The 21555-nt window shown below is 48.1% G+C and carries 16 protein-coding genes, 1 tRNA gene and 1 pseudogene; 10 read left to right on the forward strand and 8 right to left on the reverse strand.

Annotated features, from left to right (window positions below):
* The first annotated feature begins 219 nt into the window (after positions 1 to 219).
* From DXD92_RS13015 to DXD92_RS13055, 9 genes are all read left to right on the forward strand, one after another.
* On the forward strand, positions 220 to 1398 hold the full coding sequence (locus DXD92_RS13015) for a cation diffusion facilitator family transporter (protein WP_055226259.1): 1179 nt from the start codon (positions 220 to 222) through the stop codon (positions 1396 to 1398).
* Positions 1399 to 1533: 135 nt separating this feature from the next.
* Positions 1534 to 1605 (forward strand) — tRNA-Gln (locus tag DXD92_RS13020).
* 153 nt (positions 1606 to 1758) lie between these two features.
* Positions 1759 to 2463 (forward strand): acyl-[acyl-carrier-protein] thioesterase, encoded by a 705-nt coding sequence (locus DXD92_RS13025; protein WP_055226261.1) that lies wholly within the window; start codon positions 1759 to 1761, stop codon positions 2461 to 2463.
* A gap of 83 nt (positions 2464 to 2546) precedes the next feature.
* The gene (locus DXD92_RS13030; protein WP_055218976.1) at positions 2547 to 4016 is read left to right on the forward strand and encodes a nicotinate phosphoribosyltransferase; all 1470 of its coding nucleotides are present in this window, start codon (positions 2547 to 2549) and stop codon (positions 4014 to 4016) included.
* Positions 4017 to 4029: 13 nt separating this feature from the next.
* A complete protein-coding gene (locus tag DXD92_RS13035) occupies positions 4030 to 4881 on the forward strand; it encodes a CvfB family protein (RefSeq protein WP_118640682.1) in 852 nt (283 codons plus the stop codon).
* Between the two features lie 177 nt (positions 4882 to 5058).
* The gene (locus DXD92_RS13040) at positions 5059 to 8235 is read left to right on the forward strand and encodes an ATP-binding protein (protein ID WP_118640684.1); all 3177 of its coding nucleotides are present in this window, start codon (positions 5059 to 5061) and stop codon (positions 8233 to 8235) included.
* An 11-nt stretch (positions 8236 to 8246) separates the two neighbouring features.
* Positions 8247 to 11720, forward strand: coding sequence for a DNA polymerase III subunit alpha (locus DXD92_RS13045; RefSeq protein WP_118640686.1), 3474 nt, complete (start codon positions 8247 to 8249; stop codon positions 11718 to 11720).
* Positions 11721 to 11801: 81 nt separating this feature from the next.
* Positions 11802 to 12794 (forward strand): 6-phosphofructokinase, encoded by a 993-nt coding sequence (gene pfkA / locus DXD92_RS13050; protein WP_022462041.1) that lies wholly within the window; start codon positions 11802 to 11804, stop codon positions 12792 to 12794.
* Between the two features lie 122 nt (positions 12795 to 12916).
* Complete coding sequence (locus tag DXD92_RS13055) at positions 12917 to 14497, forward strand: glucose-6-phosphate isomerase (RefSeq protein ID WP_022462042.1); 1581 nt, start codon at positions 12917 to 12919, stop codon at positions 14495 to 14497.
* 139 nt (positions 14498 to 14636) lie between these two features.
* Here DXD92_RS13055 and DXD92_RS13060 read toward each other — a convergent pair whose 3' ends face one another.
* From DXD92_RS13060 to DXD92_RS13085, 6 genes are all read right to left on the reverse strand, one after another.
* Positions 14637 to 15137, reverse strand: a complete 501-nt coding sequence (locus tag DXD92_RS13060) for a DUF4368 domain-containing protein (protein ID WP_117510059.1) — start codon at positions 15135 to 15137, stop codon at positions 14637 to 14639.
* 6 nt (positions 15138 to 15143) lie between these two features.
* Positions 15144 to 16046: a sensor histidine kinase gene (locus tag DXD92_RS13065; RefSeq protein ID WP_055267777.1), complete on the reverse strand. Its 903-nt coding sequence runs from the start codon at positions 16044 to 16046 to the stop codon at positions 15144 to 15146.
* Positions 16047 to 16057: 11 nt separating this feature from the next.
* Positions 16058 to 16795, reverse strand: coding sequence for an ABC transporter permease (locus tag DXD92_RS13070; RefSeq protein WP_055267780.1), 738 nt, complete (start codon positions 16793 to 16795; stop codon positions 16058 to 16060).
* A 15-nt stretch (positions 16796 to 16810) separates the two neighbouring features.
* Entirely contained in the window at positions 16811 to 17497 is a 687-nt protein-coding gene (locus tag DXD92_RS13075; RefSeq protein ID WP_117510060.1) for an ABC transporter permease, read from the reverse strand.
* The gene (locus DXD92_RS13080) at positions 17475 to 18413 is read right to left on the reverse strand and encodes an ABC transporter ATP-binding protein (protein WP_055267784.1); all 939 of its coding nucleotides are present in this window, start codon (positions 18411 to 18413) and stop codon (positions 17475 to 17477) included. The genes DXD92_RS13075 and DXD92_RS13080 overlap by 23 nt, the downstream gene beginning before the upstream one ends.
* A 96-nt stretch (positions 18414 to 18509) precedes the next feature.
* Positions 18510 to 19193 (reverse strand): response regulator transcription factor, encoded by a 684-nt coding sequence (locus DXD92_RS13085; protein WP_118640688.1) that lies wholly within the window; start codon positions 19191 to 19193, stop codon positions 18510 to 18512.
* 259 nt (positions 19194 to 19452) lie between these two features.
* On the opposite strand from DXD92_RS13085, the gene DXD92_RS19700 reads away from it, so the two are divergent.
* Positions 19453 to 19770 carry a helix-turn-helix domain-containing protein gene (locus tag DXD92_RS19700; protein WP_242998350.1) on the forward strand — a complete coding sequence of 106 codons (318 nt, stop codon included), beginning with the start codon at positions 19453 to 19455 and terminating at the stop codon, positions 19768 to 19770.
* A gap of 71 nt (positions 19771 to 19841) precedes the next feature.
* Here the strand turns inward: DXD92_RS19700 and DXD92_RS13095 are convergent.
* A pseudogene (locus DXD92_RS13095) lies at positions 19842 to 20345 on the reverse strand (DUF6017 domain-containing protein); the annotation flags it as partial.
* A gap of 273 nt (positions 20346 to 20618) precedes the next feature.
* Positions 20619 to 21524, reverse strand: coding sequence for an AraC family transcriptional regulator (locus DXD92_RS13100; protein WP_055267788.1), 906 nt, complete (start codon positions 21522 to 21524; stop codon positions 20619 to 20621).
* Positions 21525 to 21555: the final 31 nt, after the last annotated feature.

The following is a 21555-nucleotide window of genomic DNA, read 5'->3' on the forward strand; positions in this document are numbered from 1 at the left end:
AAATCAAATTATAGGGGACTCAAAAGGCAGAGGGAAAAGAAAAACTCTCATTCAATTGTCAAATGCTGCCGGAAGAGTCCCCTGTAATTATTAGTAGAAATCCCGAAAATATGTTAGGCTTGACTTTTTTTCCGACACTGCCTACTATAGAAAAAGACAGAGAAAACGTAAGGGCTCCGCGGCAATGCAGGAGGCCTTTTTTTAAAAGAAGGGGGAACCATGACAGATTTTCTGGTAAGACGTTTTGTAAAAGATTATGAGAAAACCGACAACGCGGATGTGCGCACGAGCTACGGCATTTTGTCAAGCATCGTGGGAATCTGCTGCAACATTCTGCTGTTTACGGCAAAGCTGCTGATCGGTGCCGGAATGAACTCTCTGGCGATTATGGCGGATGCATTCAACAACCTCTCGGACGCGGCATCGTCTGTGATCAGCTTCGTCGGTGTCAAGATGGCAAACAAACCGGCCGACAAAGAGCATCCGTTCGGGCATGGGCGGATCGAGTATATTGCAGCGCTGATCGTTTCGTTTCTGGTTATTGAAGTCGGCTTTACGTTTTTAAAGAGCTCCCTGGAGAAAATTCGCAATCCGGAAGAGATTACATTTCAGATGGTTCCGTTTTTGATTCTGGTGCTCTCGGTTGGTGTAAAGCTGTGGATGGCGCTTTTCAACCGAAAACTGGGAAACCGCATTCAGTCGAAGGTGATGCTGGCAACGTCGGCGGATTCCATGGGCGACGTGATCACGACGAGCGCAACGATCGCTTCTACATTGATCTGCCATTTCCTTTCGGTTAATATCGACGCAATCGCAGGACTTGTTGTGGCGGTACTCGTTATGTGGTCCGGTATTTCCATTGCAAAAGATACATTGGAACCGCTGATCGGGCAGGGCGCGGATCCGGATCTGTATGCACGGATCATGAAAGAGGTTGCTTCCTATGAAGGAATTGTAGGAACCCATGATCTGATTGTCCACAACTACGGGCCTGGCAGAAGTATGGCATCGATCCATGCGGAGGTGCCGCGAGATGTCGATATCGAGGTATCGCATGATATTATCGACCGCATTGAACATGAGGTCGGTGAAAAATTGGGAATTCTACTGGTCATCCACATGGATCCGGTGGAGATCCACGATGCGACGGTTCTTGCGACAAAGGAGAAGGTAAGAAACGTAATTTCCATTCTCGATCCGGAGCTTTCCTTCCACGATTTCCGTATGATCAACGGGGCGGAGAAAAAGAAGCTGATTTTTGATCTTGAAATCCCGTATTCTTATAAGAAGAAAGACTGTGATCGCGTGATCGGGCAGATCGGGGCGCTGATGAAGGAAATGGATGAGAAGTATGAATGTGTCGTCAACATCGACAAAAAATACGTGGCGGGAGAGTGACAACGGCCGGGTTGAGCCGTCAAATCCCTTCCAAAATGTTCCAAAAGTCAGTTTTTTGAAAAAAATAAAAAAATTTCAAAAAAGGTGTTGACTTTTCTCTTGCGATAGTGTATTATACATCTTGTCGCAAGGCAATGGGCTATCGCCAAACGGTAAGGCAACGGACTCTGACTCCGTCAGTTCCTGGTTCGAATCCAGGTAGCCCAGCTCATTGAAAGGTCTCAGGTCTCGTACCTGAGGCCTTTTTCGATTTGTGCAGGCAATGAGCCAAAGTCTGTGTTTGCTCGAAACTTTGGCGAATATCCGATTGACAAAACATTTTCGGTCAAAGATTAAAAATACAGCAGGAGGAACCAAACGATGAAGTATTCCTTTACAAGCAGAATCCGCTACAGTGAAATCGGTGAGGACGGTTGTCTTACCCTGCCGGGACTGATCAATTACTTCCAGGACTGCAGCACCTTTCAGTCAGAGGCGATCGGTGAAGGCGTTGCAGAACTTAAAAAACGAGGCTGTGCCTGGGTACTGTCCGCGTGGCAGATTCATATTCGCCGCTATCCGTCTCTTGGCGAAGCAGTGAAAATCACCACATGGGCCAACGGCTTCCGGGGATTTCTGGGAATGCGTAACTTCACCCTGGAGACAGAAGAAGGTGAAATGCTTGCGTGTGCCAATTCCATCTGGTCATACGTCAGCATGAAAACAGGCCATCCGGTCCGCGCGCCGAAAGAGACGATGGACGCATACGGAGTGGAGGATCCGCTTGACGAAGAGTTTGGGGAGCGCAAGGTGAAAATGCCGGAGGCAGATTTTATCGGCGAACCGTTTCCGGTGCGTCCGCATAACCTCGATACGAATCATCATGTCAACAATGCGCAGTTTATCTCCCTGGCCATTGAGTGTCTGCCGAAGGATTTTTCCGTTCACCGGATGCGTGCCGAATACAAGCAGCAGGCGCATCTTGGTGACATCCTGTGCCCGCGGCGTGCAGAGATGGAAAATGGCTGTTTTGTCTCTTTAAACGACGAAAAAGGCCAGTCATACGTAGTTGTGGAATTTCAATGATTGTGGTACAATCGGAAAGAACAAAAACAAAAATATAATACAACTCGGAACCGTTACAACACAATGAGGAAAGGGGATTTTGCATGAGAGCGCAGAACCTTACACTGTTAACCGATTTATATGAACTTACCATGATGCAGGGCTACTACGAGAACCCGTCCGATCAGATCGTGGTATTTGATGCATTTTACAGAAAGAATCCATGCGGCGGCGCATACGCCGTATGTGCAGGACTTGAGCAGGTAATCGAGTATGTCCGCGATCTTCACTTTTCACCGGATGACATCGACTATCTCCGTTCCCTCCATATTTTCAACGATGATTTCCTGGAGTATTTAAGAGGCTTCCATTTCACCGGAGATATCTATGCGATCCCGGAAGGAACCGTCGTATTCCCAAGAGAACCGCTCTTAAAAGTTGTCGCTCCGATCATGGAGGCACAGCTTGTAGAGACCGCGATTCTGAACATGATCAACCATCAGAGCCTGATCGCGACGAAAGCATCCCGCGTTGTTTACGCGGCAAAGGGCGACGGCATCATGGAGTTTGGACTCCGCCGTGCACAGGGACCGGATGCCGGTATCTACGGCGCGCGTGCTGCCATGATCGGCGGCTGCATCGGAACCTCCAATGTCCTGACCGGACAGATGTTTGACGTTCCAGTCAAGGGAACCCACGCACACAGCTGGATCATGAGCTTCCCGGATGAGTACACCGCATTCAAAACGTATGCGAAAATGTATCCGGAAGCCTGCATTCTTCTCGTAGACACCTACGATGTTCTCGAATCCGGTGTTCCGAATGCGATCCGCGTCTTCAAAGAGATGAGAGCAGAGGGCTTACCGATGAAGGGCTACGGCATCCGCATCGACAGCGGTGACCTGGCTTACCTGTCGAAAAAAGCATATCAGATGCTCGAGGCAGAAGGTTTCGGCGATGCCATCATTTCCGCATCCAGCGACCTCGATGAGTACCTGATCGACAGCCTGAAAACCCAGGGTGCGAAGATCAATTCCTGGGGCGTCGGCACCAACCTGATCACATCCGGTGACTGGCCGGCATTCGGCGGCGTTTACAAGCTGGCAGCAGCAAAAGATAAAGATGATGCAGAATTCACACCGAAGATCAAGCTGTCCGAGAACTCCGAGAAAGTAACAAACCCGGGCAATAAGACGATTTATCGTATTTATGATAAAGAAACCGGAAAGATCCGTGCCGACCTGATCTGCCTTGCAGACGAGACCTTCGACGAGAGCAAAGATATGATCATCTTCGACCCGATCGAGACCTGGAAAAAGACGAAGATCAAAGGCGGAACCTACACCTTACGCGAGCTCCTCGTTCCGATTTTCCAGAAGGGCGCATGCGTCTACACTTCTCCATCCGTTATGGAGATCCGCGACATCTGCACCAGAGAGAAAGATACCCTCTGGGAGGAGTCCAAACGTCTGGTCAATCCGCATGAGGTTTACGTGGATCTGTCCGACAAGCTGTACCACATCAAGAGCGACCTGCTCGAGGAGATGAGCATGAAGGCTCTCGGCGAGCAGTAAGAAAGGAAGTCAAATGTTAAATATAGGAAGAAAGCAAAGGCTGGTAGTAGTAAAGAAAGTAGAATTCGGTATTTATCTTGGGGAGACCCGGGAAGCAGGCGAGAAGGAACGCGTTCTTCTGCCGATCAAACAGGTGCCGGAAGGAACAAAAGAGGGAGATGAGCTGGAAGTATTTCTGTACCGCGATTCCAGCGACCGTCTGATTGCGACAACCAGAGAGCCGAAGCTGGTGCTTGGAGAGCTGGCTGTCTTAAACGTAGCTGCTACCGGAAAGATCGGAGCATTTCTGGACTGGGGTCTGGAAAAAGATCTGTTTCTTCCGTTTAAACAGCAGACCCGCCGCCTCCATCCAGGTGACGAGGTTCTGGTTTCCCTCTACATCGACAAGAGCGACCGTCTCTGCGCAACGATGAAGGTTTACCATTTCCTGAAAACCAATTCTCCGTACGTCGTAGGCGATACCGTAAAGGGAAGAATCTACGAGATCAGCGGAAACTTCGGCGTTTTCGTTGCTGTTGATGACCGCTACTCCGGCCTGATTCCAAAGAGAGAAGCACAGGCAGACTATCATGTCGGCCAGGAACTTGAGTGCCGCGTTACAGAAGTCAAAGAGGACGGAAAACTCTCCCTGTCCGCACGCGGAAAAGCGTACGAGCAGATCGCAATCGATGCAGAGAGCGTTCTTTCTGTGATCGAGGAATTTGCAGGTGTCCTTCCGTTTGATGACAAAGCATCACCGGAAGTGATTCAGAGAGAATTTGGCCTCAGCAAAGCAGCATTTAAGCGCGCGGTCGGCCATCTGATGAAAGAAAAACAGGTTGTCATCCGCGACGGTAAAATCTGGACGGCAGAAAAAGCAAAATAAGAAAAGATCGGGCACTGGACAGGAAGCACATCCTCTCCGGTGTCCGTTTTTTTGTGTCAGACAGCAGATAAAATTTTGAAATTTTTTCTGCGCCCGGTTTGCGGTTGCGCGAAGAGAGGATTGCGCTTATAATATGATCTATATGACAAAAAATGACACAGGATCTGATGGAGAGCGATGAAGAAAAAGAAAAGTAAGAAAAAAACATCCTTTATTTCCAAAACCGCAATGACGGTTTTGACGATCATTCTGATTATTCTGTTTTTCTGCATTATGTCGATGGTCGAGAAAATACAGGGAACGGCCCGCGTTGTCAACTATGCCGGTCTGGTACGCGGAAAAACGCAGCGGATTATCAAGCTGGAGGATGCGGGAGAACCGCAGGATACGATGATTGCAGACATCAACGCTTATATCGACGGTCTGCAGAACGGAAGCAGCGAGCTGGATCTGGTGCGCCTGGATGACCGGGATTTTCAGGATAAGATGACTGAGCTGGCATCATATTTTGAAGAGCTGAAGGCAGAGATTCTGCTGGTGCGTGAAAAAGGATATGAGAATACCGCGATTATCGAAAAGAGTGAGACCTTTTTCAAAATTTGTGACGAGGCGACGGGCCTTGCGGAAGCGTATTCGCAGAGAATGGCGTCTTCGCTGAAGAAGCTGGAGCAGGTGGTAGTAGGAGATATCATCGGCCTGGTGTTTGTCATCGGCATGGAGCTGATCAAGGCCGTCCGCTATGCGGCGATGAACCGTATTCTGCAGAAGAAAGTCTATCTCGATGAGGCGACGGGCCTGCCAAATAAAAATAAATGCGAAGAGATTCTGGAGGAAAGCGACGGAGGAGAAGAAATTTCCGGCGTGTATGCGGTCTGCGTGTTTGACCTCAACAATCTGCGCACGATCAACAACAGTCTGGGTCACGACAAGGGAGACGAATATATCCGTTCCTTTGCCGTTCAGCTTCGAAAAGCAGTCCCGGAGGAGTATTTCGTCGGAAGAAACGGCGGAGATGAGTTTCTTGCCATTCTGCGCGGACTGAACCGCGAAGAAGTGGAAGCGTGCATGAATCACATCCGCACGCAGACGGCAGAATATTCCCGCCAGCACCCGGAGATGCCGATCAGCTACGCCGGAGGCTATGCACTGTCCACGGAATTTGAAGACTGTGATATCCGGGAACTGTTCCGCCATGCGGACCAGAACATGTATATCGACAAAAACCGCGCGAAGATGGAAGAATCCGCCGCAGAGCGGAAGATCAGCCTGGAAGCGCTGGACGTCGTAAAGAAAAAGGGATACCATTTTTCCAACTGTATTTACTGCAATGCAAGACAGGACCAGTACCGGATTCTGCGTGCCGTTTCGGGCTTTTTCCTTGCCGAGGACGGCAGCTATACCGGTGCGGCCGAGCATATTGTGCAGGGCATCACGGATGAGGAAAAGAGAAAGGAAATGCGTAGAATGCTGGATCTTACCCATCTGAAGGAGTGCTATCAGAAGGGAGAAGAGAGCGTAGAAATTCTGTACGAGTATCAGGAGGGCAGCGAAGGGGAAGCGCTCTGCCGGGGAAAAGTCACCATTCTATTCTACGACGCGGCCGAGGACGGCGGACTGCACCATTTTCTGATGGGCTTTGAGCGGTTCCGCTCCAATGGGGAAGCTGCTCGGAATGAAAAAGAACAGCTCGACCAATACTATGAACAGATGAAACAGTCGATCATTGAAAACAGCCACTACGCCGAGGCACTTCTCGAGACGGCCGAGGCCGTGTTCGCCGTTGATCTGACGAATGATTCGCTGGAGCAGATTTTTTACCACAGCGGGCAGAAGAAATTTGACCTCAATATAGATCTGCCGTGTTCCTACGAGAAATACTGCGGGGAATGCAGTGCGTTTGTCGCGGAGGAGACATTGGAATCATACCGCATTGTGGATTCCTCGAAGAAACTGCTGCAGCGCTTTGAAAACGGAGATAAGCAGGTAGTCGTGGAGTATCAGGAAACAGATGAGTCCGGCAGAAGAATATGGTTGCAGAAGACGGTTCTTATGTCACAGGATACCGTCTACGACCGAAAGACAAAGCGGGAGAGCGTTGTGGTACACGGCATGATCCTTTTCCGTGATACGTCAGAGTTCCACAGCCGGGAAGAGAGGGAGAAGATACAGCTTCAGGATGCCTTTAGAGCTGCAGATAGTGCAAGTCGTGCAAAAACAGAATTTATGAACCGCATGAGCCACGATGTGCGCACGCCGATCAATGGCATTATGGGCATGCTGGATATCATCCGCAAAAACCGGCAGGATGAGGCAAAAGTGGACGACTGCCTCGATAAAATCAATCTTTCCGCAAGCCATCTGCTGGCACTCGTCAACGATGTGCTCGATATGAATAAGCTGGAGTCCGGAAAAGAGACGATCGAGAGCGTTTCTTTTGACCTGACGCATCTGATGGATGATGTGTCATCCCTTGTCAATGCGCAGATTACGGAGATGGGCATTACCCACCGTACGCACCGCGGTGAGCTGACGCACACGAGACTGATCGGCAGTCCGCTGCGCCTGCGGCAGATTATGCTGAATCTCTTCAGCAATGCAATCAAGTACAACAAGCCGGGCGGAACGATCGATACGTATGCGGGCGAAGTCTCCTGCGACGGAACCCGGGTCGTCTACGAGTTCCGCATCACGGACAGCGGCATCGGAATGAGCAGCGAATTTATCGAAAAAGAGCTGTTCCATCCGTTCACACAGGAGAAGTCCGGTGCGAGAACGCAGTACAAGGGAACGGGCCTTGGCATGTCGATCGTCAAAGAACTGATCGAAAAAATGCAGGGCACGATCGAGGTAACGAGCCAGCAGGGCGTCGGAACGACGTATGTATTCCGGCTTCCGTTTTACATTGACTGCGAGGGACAGCGGATTCAGGAAGTAAAGACACGGATCGCAGGAAAAGAGCTTGTCCGCTTCCACGTTCTGCTTGTCGAGGATAATGAGATCAACATGGAAATCGCCGAGTTTTACCTGACCGATCACGGTGCGACGGTGGAAGAGGCATGGAACGGCCGCGAGGCGGTCGAAAAGTATGCGGCGAATCCGCAGGAATTTGATGTGATTTTAATGGATCTGATGATGCCTGTGATGGGCGGCCTTGAGGCAGCGCGGCAGATCCGCGCCATGGAGCTTCCGGAAGCAAAACAAGTCCCGATCATCCCGATGACGGCGCAGTCTTCCGAAGAGAGCAAAGAGGGATGCCGCGCAGCGGGCATGAACAGCCATCTGACCAAGCCGATCGAGCCGGACAGCCTGGTGCAGACGATCTTGGAGACAGCGGAACATGCCTTTGGAAAATAGAGGAGAAAACGATGAGTTTTACGCATTTACATGTACATACCGAATACAGCCTTCTGGACGGATCGAACAAGATCAAAGAGTACGTTGCCAGAGTCAAGGAGCTTGGCATGAACAGCGCCGCGATCACCGATCACGGCGTCATGTTCGGCTGTATCGATTTTTATAAAGAAGCCCGCGCGCAGGGCATCAAGCCGATCCTCGGCTGTGAGGTTTACGTGGCGCCGGGTTCCCGTTTCGACCGCGAAACCAGCCGCGGAGAGGACCGGTACTACCATCTGGTTCTGCTGGCGGAAAATAATACGGGCTATTCCAATCTGATGAAGATTGTTTCGGCGGGCTTTATCGATGGATTTTACTATAAGCCGCGTGTCGACATGGAGATTCTGGAAAAGTATCACGAGGGCATTATCGCGCTTTCCGCCTGCCTTGCAGGTGAGGTGGCGCGTGCGATGGTGCGGAACCAGTACGAGATGGGAAAAGAGGCCGCACTGCGGTATGAGAAGATTTTCGGAAAAGGCAATTTCTTCCTGGAACTGCAGGATCACGGCATCTCGGAGCAGCGGATGGTCAATCAGCAGCTGATGCGCCTCTCGGCAGAAACCGGCATCGAGCTGGTGGCGACGAATGATATTCACTACACGTACGCAGAAGATGCGGATTCCCACGATATTCTTCTGTGCCTGCAGACCGGAAAGAAGATCACGGATGAGGACCGCATGCGCTACGAGGGCGGCCAGTATTTCGTGAAATCCGAGGCGGAGATGGCATCGCTCTTCCCGTATGCACCGCAGGCAATCGAAAATACACAGAAAATTGCAGACCGGTGTAATGTGGAGATCGAATTTGGTGTCACAAAACTTCCGAAATTCGATGTGCCGGAAGGATACACTTCCTGGGAATACTTAAATAAGCTCTGCTACGACGGCCTCGAGGAACGGTATTACCCGGCGACGGATGAACTGAAAGCGCGGCTGAAATACGAGCTTGATACGATCAAAACGATGGGTTACGTCGATTACTTCCTGATCGTGTGGGATTTCATCAAATTTGCGCGCGACCACGACATCATGGTCGGACCGGGACGAGGATCGGCGGCCGGAAGTATTGTTTCCTACACCCTTGGCATCACACAGCTGGATCCGATGCGGTACCAGCTCCTGTTCGAGCGTTTCCTGAACCCGGAACGAGTTACCATGCCTGATATCGACGTGGATTTCTGTTTCGAACGCCGCCCGGAGGTCATCGACTATGTAACGAGAAAATACGGCAAGGACCGCGTTGTACAGATCGTCACATTCGGTACACTGGCGGCGCGCGGTGTCATCCGCGATGTCGGCCGTGTGCTGGATATGCCGTATGCACAGGTCGATTCGATTGCGAAGATGATTCCGAATGAACTGAATATCACGATCGACAAGGCACTGCAGATGAACCACGAGCTGCGGGAGCTGTATCAGGGCAATGAAGAGGTTGCACATCTGATCGACATGTCACGGAGACTTGAAGGTCTGCCGCGCCACACGTCGATGCACGCCGCCGGTGTTGTCATCGGCTCGCGTCCGCTGGTGGAATTTGTGCCGCTCTCGCGAGGAAGCGACGGAACGATCGTCACGCAGTTCACGATGACGACGCTCGAGGAACTGGGACTTCTGAAAATGGACTTCTTAGGACTTCGGACCCTGACCGTCATTCAGAATGCGACAAAGCTCGCAGAGCGTTACAGCAATAAGAAAATTGATCTGCTTCACATCGATTACAACGATCCGAAAGTGCTCGGCATGATCGGCGCATCGAAAACGGTCGGTGTGTTCCAGCTCGAGAGTGCGGGAATGAAAAACTTCATGAAGGAGTTAAAACCGCAGAGCCTCGAGGATATCATCGCCGGAATTTCCCTGTACCGGCCGGGCCCGATGGATTTTATTCCACAGTACATCAAAGGAAAAAACAACCCGGAATCCGTTACGTACGATACACCGCTCTTAAAACCGATTCTGGAGCCGACGTACGGCTGTATCGTCTACCAGGAACAGGTTATGCAGATCGTACAGGCACTGGCGGGCTATTCGCTTGGACGGGCTGATCTGGTGCGCCGTGCGATGTCGAAGAAAAAGGCATCCGTCATGGAAAAAGAGCGCCAGAATTTCGTTTATGGAAACGAGGCCGAGGGCGTGCCGGGCTGTATCAAAAACGGCATTGATGAGAAGACAGCGAACAAGATCTACGACGAGATGATCGACTTCGCGAAATACGCCTTCAACAAATCCCATGCGGCGGCGTACGCGTTCGTATCGTACCAGACGGCATGGCTGAAATACTATTACCCGGTTGAGTTCATGGCGGCTCTGATGACCTCCTGCATCGATAACCCGGGAAAAGTCGCAGAGTATATCTTGAGTTCCCGCCAGATGGGCATTTCCATTCTGCCGCCGGACATCAACCGAAGCGAAGGAAAATTCACGGTGGACGGCCAGGCGATCCGCTATGGCATGGCGGCGGTCAAAGGCATCGGAAAGCCGGTCATGGAGGCGATCGTGGAGGAGCGGAGTGCAAACGGACCGTTCCGCTCGTTAAAGGATTTTGCGGAGCGCCTGAGCGGAAAAGAAGTCAACAAGCGGACTGTCGAGAACTTTATCAAGGCGGGTGCATTCGACTGCTTCGGCGTGACGAGAAAGCAGCTCATGTTCGTCTACGCCAATGTGCTCGATGATGTGGCGCGTGAGAAAAAAGATTCGTTAAGCGGCCAGATGAGTCTGTTTGATTTTGTAGATGAGACGACCAAACGGTCGTATGAAACGGTGTACCCGGATGTCGGAGAATACGAAAAGAGTGATCTTTTGGCGCTCGAAAAAGAGGTGCTCGGCATCTACGTCAGCGGTCATCCGCTCGAGGAGCAGGAGGAGTGCTGGCGGAAGAACATTTCCGCGGTAACGACAGACTTCCAGCCGGATGAGGAGACGGGTTTCCCATCCGTCACCGACGGCGCGAAAGAGATTGTCGGCGGCATTATCACGGATAAAAAAATCAAATATACAAAGAATAACAAGACAATGGCATTTCTCACACTCGAGGACCTCGTCGGCAGTATGGAAATCGTCGTATTCCCGCGCGATTACGAGAAAAACGCAGCGATGATGCAGACCGATGCGCGTGTCTTCATCCAGGGCCGTGTTTCCGCGGAGGATGATAAGCCGAGCAAGCTGATCTGCGAGAAAATTTTCCCGTTTGCAGGCATCCCGAAAGAGCTCTGGATCCAGTTCCCGGACAAGGAAACGTACGAGAGAGAAGTGGCGGATCTGTACCAGATGCTGCATGAATCCGACGGCAAGGACAGCGTGATTCTCTACATCAAATCGATCAAAGCAATGAAAAAACTGCCGCCGAGCCGCAATGTGCAGGCAGATGCCCGTCTGGTGGCGTCACTTCAGGCAAAATTCGGTACCGGAAACGTGAAAGTTGTAGAAAAGAGTATTGAAAAAAGGGCCTGAATGCTTTAAAATAAAACTGTGTGTGATTAATAAATAAAACTACTCGTTTATTAATGTGTGTGATGAGATGGAGGAATTCATATGGCAACGACTAACAAGGTAAAGACAATCGGAGTGCTTACCAGCGGTGGTGATGCACCAGGTATGAACGCAGCAATCCGTGCAGCCGTAAGAAGAGGTCTGCAGAAGGGCGTTCAGATGAAAGGTATCCTGAAAGGCTACGACGGACTGATGAACGAAGAAATCATCGACATGACAGCCCGCGATGTATCCGACACCATCGAGCGCGGAGGTACCATCCTTTATACCGCCCGCTGCGCAGAGATGCGTACACCGGAAGGCCAGAAACGTGCTGCAGATGTCTGCAGAAAACACGGCATCGACGGACTGGTAGTTATCGGCGGAGACGGATCTTTTGCAGGAGCGCAGAAACTGGCAGCTCTTGGAATTAACACCGTAGGTGTACCGGGAACCATCGACCTGGATATCGCCTGCACAGAATATACCATCGGTTTTGATACCGCGGTAAACACTGCAATGGAAGCCATTGATAAAGTAAGAGATACTTCCACTTCCCATGAGAGATGCTCGATCATCGAGGTTATGGGACGTAATGCCGGATATATCGCTCTTTGGTGCGGTATCGCAAACGGCGCAGAGGATATTCTTCTTCCGGAGAAATACGATTACGATGAGCAGAAGATCATCAACAACATCATCGAGAACCGTAGAAAAGGCAAAAAACATCATATCATCGTAAATGCTGAGGGCATCGGCCATTCCACCAGCATGGCGCGCAGAATCGAAGCTGCAACCGGCATCGAGACCCGTGCAACGATCCTTGGACATATGCAGCGTGGAGGAAGCCCGACATGTAAAGACCGTGTATATGCGTCCATCATGGGTGCCTACGCAGTTGACCTTCTTCTGGAAGGCAAAACAGACCGCGTTGTTGCATACAAGAACGGTGAGTATGTAGATTACGATATTGATGAGGCACTGTCCATGACAAAGACTCTGCCGGAATATCAGTGGGAGATCGCAAGAGCTCTTTCTTATAACTATACAAAATAAAAAAATATCACGAAACAGACTGTTTTTAGCAAGCAGTCTGTTTCATTGGTATAATAGCGGGAATAAAAATGTTTCCGCAGACGGAATAGAGAGACAAAATAAAAAACAGGAGGAACTTAACAATGGTTACCTGGAACAATCTTGATAAACTGGCTTCTTTTGAGGAGCTGAAAAAAGTGGAGCGTGTCAATCTTGCCGAGGTTATGTCCGGTGAAAACGGAGCAGAGCGCGTAAAATCTTACAGCGTTCCGATGGCAGAAGGACTTGCGTATAACTACGCAGCAAAACAGGTGAATGAGGATGTCCTTGCCGCACTCGTAAAACTGGCAGAAGAGGCACAGCTTTCTGAAAAATTTGAGGAGCTTTACAACGGTGCTGTCATCAACACCGGAGAGAACCGTCTCGTGCTTCATCAGCTGACCCGCGGCCAGCTCGGAAACACCGTTACGGCAGACGGCGTAGACAAACGTGCTTTCTACGTAGAGCAGCAGAACCGCATCGCAGAGTTCGCGAACAAAGTACATGCAGGTGAGATCACCAACGCAGCAGGTGAAAAATTCACCACCGTTGTGCAGATCGGTATCGGCGGAAGCGACCTTGGCCCGCGTGCGATGTATCTGGCTCTGGAAAACTGGGCAAAGAAAAACGGCTGCTTCAAAATGGAAGCAAAATTCATCAGCAACGTTGACCCGGATGACGCAGCAGCTGTTCTGAATTCGATCGACGTAGCACATTCCATCTTCGTTCTGGTATCCAAATCCGGAACCACACTGGAGACTCTGACCAACGAGTCCTTCGTAAAAGACGCTCTGAAAAATGCAGGCCTGGATGCATCCAAGCACATGATCGCCGTTACCAGTGAGACTTCTCCGCTGGCAAAGAGCGACGACTATCTGGCAGCATTCTTCATGGATGACTACATCGGAGGCCGTTATTCTTCCACATCCGCAGTCGGCGGCGCTGTTCTGTCCCTGGCTTTCGGACCGGAAGTATTCGCAGCATTCCTCGAGGGCGCTGCAGCAGAAGATAAACTTTCTGCAAACAAAGACGTATTACAGAACCCGGAGATGCTCGATGCGCTGATCGGTGTTTACGAGAGAAACGTTCTTGGCTATCCAAGCACTGCAGTTCTTCCGTACTCCCAGGCACTGAACCGTTTCCCGGCTCACTTACAGCAGGTAGATATGGAGTCCAACGGTAAATCGGTCAACCGCTTCGGCGAGCCGGTCAATTACCCGACCGGTCCGGTTCTCTTCGGCGAGCCAGGTACCAACGGACAGCATTCCTTCTATCAGCTGCTGCATCAGGGAACTGATATCGTTCCGCTGCAGTTTGTAGGATTCCGCAATAACCAGATGGAGACCGATGTCGACATCCAGGGCAGCACCAGCCAGCAGAAACTCTGCGCAAACGTAGCAGCTCAGATCGTTGCATTTGCCTGCGGTAAAGCAGATGAGAATAAAAACAAAAACTTCGAAGGCGGCCGTCCGTCCAGCATCATCATCGGAGATCAGGTAAATCCGAAGACGCTGGGAGCACTGCTTGCACACTTCGAGAATAAGATCATGTTCCAGGGATTCCTGTGGAACGTAAACAGCTTCGACCAGGAGGGCGTCCAGCTTGGTAAAGTCCTTGCAAAACGCGTTCTGGCTCATGAGACAGACGGAGCACTGAAGGTATTCAGTGATCTGCTCAATATCTAAAAGCGTTATTTTCTGATCAGAAAAGGCGTCCTGTGAAAAAAATCTCCCGGAAAAACTCCGGGAGATTTCAGACTATAGACAAAGCCCTGCTTAGGGGCGGTGACGTAAGAAAACATTTATGTGAGAGAATCGGCGTAGTTTAGGCTACGCCGGTTTTCTTTTCTTTTTGGGCTGCTTGGGATTGCTCCCTTGCGTCCTCAAAATCAAATGCACCAATGAAGTTATAGACGATCTCGATTTCTCTGACCTTGATGCGCGGCTCATTCTCGTCCGGCGTATAAACCTCGGAGATATAAATTTTCTCCACAAACTCCCGGAGAACAGAGGCGTCAAGCTGCTGCATATCAGTGTACTTCCTGACCGCTGCAATAAACTGTCTGACATTGACTTTCTGCTTTTCCTGTTCCTTGACTTCTTGCCGAAGATATTCGACAAGGTTTGTAAGGTTAGTCTGTTCCAATTCATAGTCACGGGACAGTATATCAGCATGGCGGCTCCCTCCGTGGGCCGCCGATCCTGCGCTGGGCAAAGAGAAGCGGCGGCCTTGATTTCTCAAAGCCGCCGCTGGTTTTATGGGCGTGTCAAAAGGGCTGTTGTACGACGGCTTTTTTTCTTTGCCGTCGCCCGGCAGTTGAAACAATACTGTTTATTTGATTTCCAATGAAATGGTTAGTGTATCATTTTCAATTTTAGCGAACACATTGCCGCCGAGCTTGTCAGTTAATAGTTTTACCACAGCAAGCCCCACTCCTGTACCGCTATTATGCCTTGATTTGTCCCCGGTATAAAATCTTTCAAATAGTCGGTTTGGGTCTATTTCCACCTTACTATCAATGGGATTTTCAATGATAAAAATAGCACTCTTTTCTTTGCCTTGCTTCAAGTCAATTTTAATCGAGCCAGAGGAATATCGAATAGCATTTATAATAAGATTTTGAAAAATACGTTCTACCATACCATAGTCCGAATGGAGATAAACGGAATGATCTGGCAGACCAATTACAGGAGATATGCCTTTTGCTTCCAATGCTGGGGCGTTCTCTGTGATAAGATTTATCAGCAAATTTGTTAAGTTGAAATCTTCACGCACAGGAGTTACTTCTTTTGCGTCTATTACAGAAACATCGTAAAAGGTTTGTATCAGCGCTTTCATTCTTTCTGCTTTATTATAAATGGTTTCTATACGCTGTGTTTGACCTGCTGATAAATTCTCCTTTTTTAATAATTGTAAATGGCCAAGTATTACCGTCAGAGGGGTACGCAAGTCATGTGAAATATTAGCAATGGACTCTTTCAAATACATTTCGTGCCGTAATGTGCTTGCAATGGACTGTCTTTGCTTTTCATTATACTGGTTTAATACTGCGGCCAGTTGTTCTATATCTTTATCAACAAGAGAGATGTCCAGCATCTTTTCCGATTTTCCAGTTGTAAGATCGGTCATTTGTTTCGATAGATTACGGATTTGTCTTTTGATTTGCACATATTTGAAAAGCACTACTATCAAGACTGCGATAACTAAAATTAACAACAGCTTTATTCCAGACACCTCCCTCCTTGTTATTTGAGTTCACATTTGCGAAAGCTAATCCATGAAAAGGTTATCAAAGCAACTATCCAAACAACGCCAACTAAAATGGCCCATGGCAAAAAATAGGTCACAGAAAAAACCGCTTCCCGTATCTGATAGGTTGCCAAAAATGCAACAGGAAGATCAAACATCATTCCATACCCAAGATAAAGGCTAAGAACAAAAGTGACTAAAGCGGTAACAGCTATTGCTCTTGCAGAGCTTCTTAACCAAAAAACAATCCAGATTGCAATAAGAAAAGTCGCACTGTTCAAAAGCAGAGAATATAAAATCGCCTTACTGACCTGATAACAAAGGTTGCCTGCTTCGGTAATACCAAAGCGGACACTTTCTCTTATACAACCAGCCACAGGATAAACAAGAGCCATGATATTAAATGCAATTAAGTATGAGATTACTTTAGCAAAGAAAATGGTTTTTCTCGAATGTCCTGCATTGACCTCAAGATCAATCGTCCGACTGGAAAATTCCTGTCCTAAAATCAGAGCTAAAATACTGGATATAATAATCAGGAGAAAGGTTGAATCGTAAACCATTCCATTAAAAATATCTGCGAGGGATGTAGCAGCCCCACCCATAGGCCCCATAGCTTCCGGGACATAAGTATCTGCGGTAAAAAAACCAATCAAAAATATCCCTATTAAACCGCACCAATAAAAGATATTATGTGATAATTGATATTTTTCCATTTTCAGTAAGTTGTTCATTCCCACACCTCCTTGTTATTTCAAATCCGAGCGTCGGAACCACAGATAAGTACCTAAGCATAATGCCAGTACCCATAAAAAATCTGAAAACATGAATTGCCCGCCGGATATGTTGGATTGTTGCAATGCCATAAGCCGAAGCTGGCCCATAGGCAATATTTGTGAGATAAGCTGCACTTGATCTCCATTCATCAAAAAGACCATTAAGAAAAAGAGTACCATCGGCACAGCCATACTCTTTCCTATATCACGGAAAATGAAGGCAAAGAAAAAAGGTAATAGGCACATTGCAAATTGCGAAGCAATCACCATTACAACTATGCCGATGCTTGCCAATGCTCCTTTAGTGACAAACGTACCAATTATGCTATGTAACAACAGTGGAAAAGACAGGATAACCATGCAGGCGATTTGATGAACTACCAGCTTCGCAAATAGTATCTTTCCGCGTCGATGTCCGGCATTGATATATGATTGTAATGTTCTTCTGCCAAAATCATTTCCAACAAACAGGGCAGAAAAGATGATTGTGAGGAAATATAGGATTGGCATATTGTATATCGAAGCAAAGAAAAGGTTGGATGTTTCCCCAACGCTATCCAGTAACAACACACTACTTAAAAGGAGATTAAACAATCCTATCCCCCAAAAATACCAGCTATGGAACAGCTTATAAAATTCAGCTTTTAGGAGATTTGACATTTCCTGTCCCTCCTATTTTGCTTAAAAAGTAATCTTCTAATGTATCACCGGCCACAGAAAGACCTGTAACGAGAATATGTGCATCTGACAAAGCAGCAGCCACTTTTTCCATATCATCGAGATAATCATATAGGCGAATTATGCCATCTGGCATCAGCTTAAAACTATCTGTGTGTAGCGTTTCTTCCAAAACGATCAGAGCTTTTTGTGGATCAGTTGCCTTTATTGCGATATGCCGTTTGCAACGATCATTTAGTTCTCGATCTGATATTTCTTCGATAATTTTGCCTTTGTCTATTAAAATAAACTCTGATGCTGTCTGATACAGTTCCTCTAAGATATGGCTGGATACCAATATCGTCATTCCGTATTCCTTATTCAAGGACTTTAGCAAATTACGAATTTCCACAATTCCAGCAGGATCAAGCCCATTGATCGGTTCATCCAAAATAAGAAATTCTGGTGTATTTAATAGTGCGATTGCAATACCCAATCGCTGTCGCATCCCCAGCGAAAAATTACGGACAGCTTTTTTCCCGGTATCTTTCAGACCTACCATGTCTAAAGTTTTTTGGATAACTGCTTTGTCAGGGATACCACGTTGGATACGCTGTATCTCCATATTTTGATAAGCGGTCATTGTCGGAAAAAGCGCAGGTGTTTCGATCATGCAACCGATCCGCTTTCTCTGTTCCTGCAATTCCTTTTCGACGGTTTTCCCCCACAACGATAAGGTACCGCTTGTCGGAAACGCTAATCCTGTAACCAATCTCAAAAAGGTGGTCTTTCCTGCTCCATTTTGGCCTATGAAGCCATAAATTTTCCCTTTTTCAATTTTCAAATCAATATGATCTAAGGCAACTGTGTGCCGGTATTCTTTTGTTAAGTCATGTGCTTCCAAAATAACAGAACTCATGTTGTCATCCTCCTTTACATTTTAGTGTAAGGGGAAATCATAAAGAATTTCTTAATTTCTATTTGGAAACCATAAAAAAAGCATAAAGCCAAGAGCTTACCCCTCGGCTTTATGCAAACGGTATCCAATGCCCCACACAGTATCTATAAACTCTTTATCCGGGCAAATGGCTTTCATCTTGTTTCGCAAGTTGCTAATATGGACATTTAAGGTGTTGTCCTCGCTGATATACTCTGTATTCCAAACACTTTGAAACAAATTCGCCTTTGAGAAGATCTTGTCCGGGTATTTCATAAGCAATTCCAGTATAGCAAATTCTTTCGCAGTTAAAGGTAACTCCGCCCCTTGTAGCATAGCTCTGTTGCCGTCTAAATCTAAAACCAAATCATTGCACTTCAAAGATGACGGCGTGCTGTTTTGAAATTGAATCCGGCGTAAGTTGCTTTCAATTCTGGCGAGAACTTCTTCCATATCGAAAGGTTTTGTAATGTAATCATCCGCACCAAGCCGCAACAAATCAATCTTGTTCTGTGTTGTTTCCTTTGCTGAAATTACTATGACAGGAATCGTTGAGAATTTACGAATATCCGCAAGTATAGTATCACCACTCCGATAAGGCAGCATTATATCAAGCAGAATAAGATCAATCTGATGTTCTTGTATGCAGTCTAACACATGAAGCCCATCATACTGACAAAGCACCTCATATCCATTTCCCTGTAAAAAATCAGCCAGCAATTTGCTGATCTCTAAATCATCCTCAACAATCAAAATTTTCATGTTGTTCTATGTTCACCTGCCTTATGTCAGCATTGTACTACACTTTTTATCTCTAATAGATTTAATTATATTTCCTTTCAGGAGAGAATACAAGGCATAAAATATGAATTATTAGATGTTAGAAGAACACATTTCTATTGCTGGGTACACTGGAAATATGAAACCAAAAGCCAGCAAAAGCCCCTCCTGTCTACGCATTTAGGGGGCAAAAAGCCCACGGAAATCAAGGCTTTTCGGCGGTGGTCGATGGGGTGGCAGAATGATTTATCAAATACCCGTCGGAACGGGCTTTGAAATGCGTAGAAAAATCTTTCCGGCGCTGGTTTTCCCGCCGGTTCTGTGGTATGCTGGAATAAGACAAAAAACGACAGGAGTTGACACGATGGCCGAACAGGAAATGTTACTGGACACAGCTACCATCAGGGCCGCCGTCGCCGGTGAGCTATGGGCTAAACAAAAAGTGATCGAACACTACACTCCCATGATCGACGAGTTGGCCGTTGACGAAGATATGAAGCAGCACCTTATTCTGAAACTGTTGGAAGAACTGCCTAACTTCCCAATGGGGCAGGCATAAGAAAAAAGAGCGCCGGACGCAGAGGCTTTGACACCTCCGCGCCCGGCGTTTTGGATAATTGCCGATTATGTCATAGCAAACTCGATGTGAGAGCTGTCCAGCTTCATAAACTTGGATTTCACCAGCTCTGCCGGGTAATCGTCCCCGGCAATACGGATGGTCTTGCGGACGCTGCACACGGTTTCCACCAGCAAGTCCACGATCTCGTCCAGCGTTTCCCGGTCAATGCCCTTGGCGTGCTGGCAAAGGTGTTCGTACTCGATGTTGTCCATGATGATCTCACGATAAATCTCTATGGCGCTCTGTGATTTCGCTCCCGTTCCTTTCCGTTCCGGCGGCTGTGCCGCTTCGTCCTCCGAGGGGAAGGGTCGGGAAAGGATAGGAATGGAATCGGTAATTGATACATCCGTAGTTGTTTTTTCTTTACTTGATATATCTTTATTTAATTGCATTGGATTTTCCAATGTCGGGTTTCCCGGTGTCGGATTATCCGATGTTGGATTTTCCAACACCGAGTTTTCCAATCCCGGTGCCGCCTCGTCCGGCTGCTCTGGCCGGGGCTGGGGCTGTTCAAAGGCCCGGTCGTTGCCGGAAGTGAAGTACATAGGCCGTCGCCTCCTTTCTGCGTTTGGGCAAAAAGAAAAGCCGCAGACTTTTTCAAAATCTGCGGCTTAGCCGGGGAACAGAAAAGGGCGCTGTCATGCTTGACAACACCCTGTTTCTGTCTGATTATTCAGTTGTTTTGACCTGCCCCGTTTTCCGCTGCCCTAAAAAACATTGATTTTACTGGTTTTTTTCATGTTTTCTTATGGCAACGCTCTTTTTTGCAGGGTTTTTTCATTTTCAGATTATCCCAGCTTCGCCGGGAGAGACGAGGAAACCGTGGTCTGATGCTTTTGACGGAATTGCCGCGGGGTGATCTGGTACCGCTTTTTAAAGGTGCGGATCAGATGACTGCAGTCCGCAAAGCCGGTCTCGGCTGCAATATAGTTCAGGTCATAGTCGGTAAAAAGAAGCAGGTTTTCAACCTTGTTCAGGCGGATAAACTCGATATACTGCTTACAGCTCTGCCCGTAATGCTTCAGAAAAAGTTTGGCAAAATAGGAGTAGCTCATGTTGTATTTATGTGCCAGTGCCTCGATATTGATGTTTTCCTGGGAATGGCGGTCGAGATAGACGAGGATATCCTGCATACTCTGTTCCTCACTCTCGGAAATCGATTCGGGATTGAAACAGATTCCCTGGCAGTGCCAGATACGCAGAAGCCGGAGAAACAGTGTGGAAAAGAGAGAATAGATATAGGCATCATAACCGTATTTCTTTTCAAGAGCCTCCCTCTCAAGGGTTACAAAAAAATCATGGAGATTCAGCTCTGAGAGATCTTCCTGCGTAAACAAAAGCGAAGGATAGGTCATCGTGGCGATTTTATGGAAAGCAAAGCTCAGGTTCGGAAGGTAGCTTCCGGTGAGCTGGATGCGGTTCAGGTTGAATTTGATACAGAAATAGCGGAATGGCCGATCCTGGTCTGCGGCAAGTGCGTGGACCGTCTGTGGAGGAAACAGGATGAAAGAGCCCGGTTTTATGTGGTAGACGGAATCGTTGCAGCTCACGAGAAGAGAACCTTCCTGCAGATAAAGAACCTCCGTAAAATAGTGCCAGTGGGATTTGACCGGCATGGAAAAACTGTCGGAGCAGCAGGAAAAGGCTTCAATCGGCGAGTGCAGGATGTCACTGTATTCAAAAAGATTCTTCAACGGAAAAGTCCCCCTTCAGGTAAAAAATATT

It is taken from the genome of Blautia sp. TM10-2 (genome assembly GCF_003480845.1).
In the GTDB taxonomy this organism is placed as follows: Bacteria; Bacillota; Clostridia; order Lachnospirales; family Lachnospiraceae; genus Fusicatenibacter; species Fusicatenibacter saccharivorans.

What these genes read in the sequence shown, in the direction of transcription:
- DXD92_RS13015 (WP_055226259.1), top strand. Translation starts at nt 220, where the DNA reads ATGACAGATTTTCTGGTAAGACGTTTTGTAAAAGATTATGAGAAAACC.
- DXD92_RS13025 (WP_055226261.1), top strand. Translation starts at nt 1,759, where the DNA reads ATGAAGTATTCCTTTACAAGCAGAATCCGCTACAGTGAAATCGGTGAG.
- DXD92_RS13030 (WP_055218976.1), top strand. Translation starts at nt 2,547, where the DNA reads ATGAGAGCGCAGAACCTTACACTGTTAACCGATTTATATGAACTTACC.
- DXD92_RS13035 (WP_118640682.1), top strand. Translation starts at nt 4,030, where the DNA reads ATGTTAAATATAGGAAGAAAGCAAAGGCTGGTAGTAGTAAAGAAAGTA.
- DXD92_RS13040 (WP_118640684.1), top strand. Translation starts at nt 5,059, where the DNA reads ATGAAGAAAAAGAAAAGTAAGAAAAAAACATCCTTTATTTCCAAAACC.
- DXD92_RS13045 (WP_118640686.1), top strand. Translation starts at nt 8,247, where the DNA reads ATGAGTTTTACGCATTTACATGTACATACCGAATACAGCCTTCTGGAC.
- pfkA (WP_022462041.1), top strand. Translation starts at nt 11,802, where the DNA reads ATGGCAACGACTAACAAGGTAAAGACAATCGGAGTGCTTACCAGCGGT.
- DXD92_RS13055 (WP_022462042.1), top strand. Translation starts at nt 12,917, where the DNA reads ATGGTTACCTGGAACAATCTTGATAAACTGGCTTCTTTTGAGGAGCTG.
- DXD92_RS13070 (WP_055267780.1), bottom strand. Translation starts at nt 16,795, where the DNA reads ATGAACAACTTACTGAAAATGGAAAAATATCAATTATCACATAATATC.
- DXD92_RS13075 (WP_117510060.1), bottom strand. Translation starts at nt 17,497, where the DNA reads ATGTCAAATCTCCTAAAAGCTGAATTTTATAAGCTGTTCCATAGCTGG.
- DXD92_RS13080 (WP_055267784.1), bottom strand. Translation starts at nt 18,413, where the DNA reads ATGAGTTCTGTTATTTTGGAAGCACATGACTTAACAAAAGAATACCGG.
- DXD92_RS13085 (WP_118640688.1), bottom strand. Translation starts at nt 19,193, where the DNA reads ATGAAAATTTTGATTGTTGAGGATGATTTAGAGATCAGCAAATTGCTG.
- DXD92_RS19700 (WP_242998350.1), top strand. Translation starts at nt 19,453, where the DNA reads ATGATTTATCAAATACCCGTCGGAACGGGCTTTGAAATGCGTAGAAAA.